Source organism: Herminiimonas sp., from assembly GCF_030645555.1.
Classification (GTDB): Bacteria; Pseudomonadota; Gammaproteobacteria; order Burkholderiales; family Burkholderiaceae_D; genus Oxalicibacterium.
This window is the reverse complement of sequence record NZ_JAUSME010000347.1, coordinates 1-1,998: the sequence shown is the minus strand read 5'-3', so window position 1 is coordinate 1,998 and position 1,998 is coordinate 1. Positions and strand designations below refer to the sequence as shown.

Below are 1,998 nucleotides of genomic sequence, written 5' to 3'. Positions count from 1 at the left end.
GCGGCCGAAACCGGCAATGATCACATGCTGCTGCGCGGACATCGTGCGCGTCGCAATCTGCGTCAGTGCCAGCGATTGCGTCATCCATTCATTCGATGACATTTTCATCACGATCGCATCGGATTTGGCGAGGATGATAGGTGCGGCCAGCATGGAGAGCACCATCGATGCCAGTATCAGTTGCACTAACAGCGGCTCCAACAGATTCAGGGCGCCGACCTGGCTCAGCAAGACGAAACCAAATTCACCCGCCTGCGCCAGCGCCAGCCCGGTACGCAATGCCACGCCCAGCGGCGCGCCAAACCATCTGGCGAGTATCGCAACCAGTGCGAATTTCAGGAAAACCGGCACCGTCAGCAATAACAACACCAGCCACCAGTATTCGATCACCAGCCGCACATTCAGCATCATGCCGATGGTGATGAAAAACAAACCCAGCAACACGTCGCGGAATGACTTGATGTCTTCTTCCACCTGGTGCTTGTATTCGGTTTCGGAAATCAGCATGCCGGCGACAAAGGCGCCCAGCGCCAGCGACAAGCCGGCCATTTCAGTGATCCACGCTGCCCCCAGCGTGATCAGCAAAAGGTTCAGCATGAACAGTTCCTGCGAGCGGCGCTTGACGACGATGCGGAACCAGCCGCGCATCAGCTTGTGGCCGACGAACAGCAGCAGCAACAGCACGATGACAGCCTTGAAGGTAGCCCAGGACAAGGTGGCGACCAGATCGCCTTTCGGATTGGCGAGCGCCGGGATCAGGATCAACAGCGGCACCAGCGCCAGATCCTGGAACAGCAATATGCCGATGATGCGACGGCCATGCTGGCTTTCCAGCTCCAGCCGCTCCGTCAATACCTTGGAAACGATGGCCGTCGACGACATCGCCAGTGCACCGCCGATCGCAAATGCCGCCTGCCAGCTGATACCGCTCAAACGCGTAAAGATATGCGCGGCCAGCCAGCCAAATATCATGGTCGCGATGATAGTCAGCAACACCTGCGCCATGCCCAGACCGAAGACGGTACGCCGCATCGCCGACAGCTTGGCCAGAGAAAATTCCAGTCCGATGGAAAACATCAAAAACACCACGCCGAATTCAGCCAGCGCATGGGTAGTGGCACTGTCCTCGGCCCATCCCAGCGTGTGTGGCCCGATCAGGATGCCGGCGACCAGATAACCCAGCATCGGCGGCAAATGCATCATGCGGAAAGCGACCACGCCCAAAACCGCAGCGGCAAGCAACAAAAGCGTCAGTTCTAATGGGGAAAACATAAAGGTGCAGCCGGCTGGGTTATTCGGAAAATCAGGACAGAATAATCAAAACACATTTTTGTTACGTCTGGCAGGTTTTTTGCTTTGCGAATTCGTTTATACTTTCCGCATGAGTGTACCCCATGCAAAAACCCCGCCGGCAACTTTTGATGCCAACAGCGCAGCGCGCGCGCTGCAATTTGCGCGCGCCACCCTGCAAATCGAAGCAGATGCAATCCTTGCGCTAAAGCAACGCATCACCGACGAAACCAGCACGCAATTCATCACGGCCGTTTCCCTGCTGCTGCAATGCAAGGGCCGCGTCGTCGTCTCCGGCATCGGCAAGTCTGGCCATATCGCCCGCAAGATAGCCTCGACCCTCGCCTCCACCGGTACGCCGGCGCTGTTTGTCCATGCGGCGGAAGCATCGCACGGCGATCTGGGCATGATCACGGCCGACGATGCGCTGATTGCGATTTCGTACTCCGGCGAGGCTGGCGAATTGCTGGCCATCGTGCCCATCATCAAGCGCATGGGCGCGACCCTGATCACGATTACCGGCAACGATGACTCCACGCTGGCGCAACTGGCCGATGTCCATTTGAACGTCAGGGTCGACAAGGAAGCCTGCCCCTTGAATCTGGCGCCGACCGCCAGCACCACCGCCACGCTGGCGCTGGGCGATGCACTCGCCGTTGCCTTGCTGGATGCGCGCGGCTTCGGCGAAGAAGATTTCGCCCGCTCGCA

Annotated in this window: 2 protein-coding genes; one reads left to right on the top strand and one right to left on the bottom strand. The window is 58.5% G+C overall.

Features of this window, described 5'->3' with window-relative positions:
• The coding region (locus tag Q7T06_RS12970) for a monovalent cation:proton antiporter-2 (CPA2) family protein (RefSeq protein ID WP_304785220.1) at window positions 1-1,272 on the bottom strand (1,272 nt) is incomplete at its 3' end.
• A gap of 109 nt (window positions 1,273-1,381) precedes the next feature.
• On the opposite strand from Q7T06_RS12970, the gene Q7T06_RS12965 reads away from it, so the two are divergent.
• Window positions 1,382-1,998, top strand: a 617-nt coding sequence (locus Q7T06_RS12965) for an SIS domain-containing protein (protein WP_304785219.1), incomplete at its 3' end; no start/stop codon positions are given.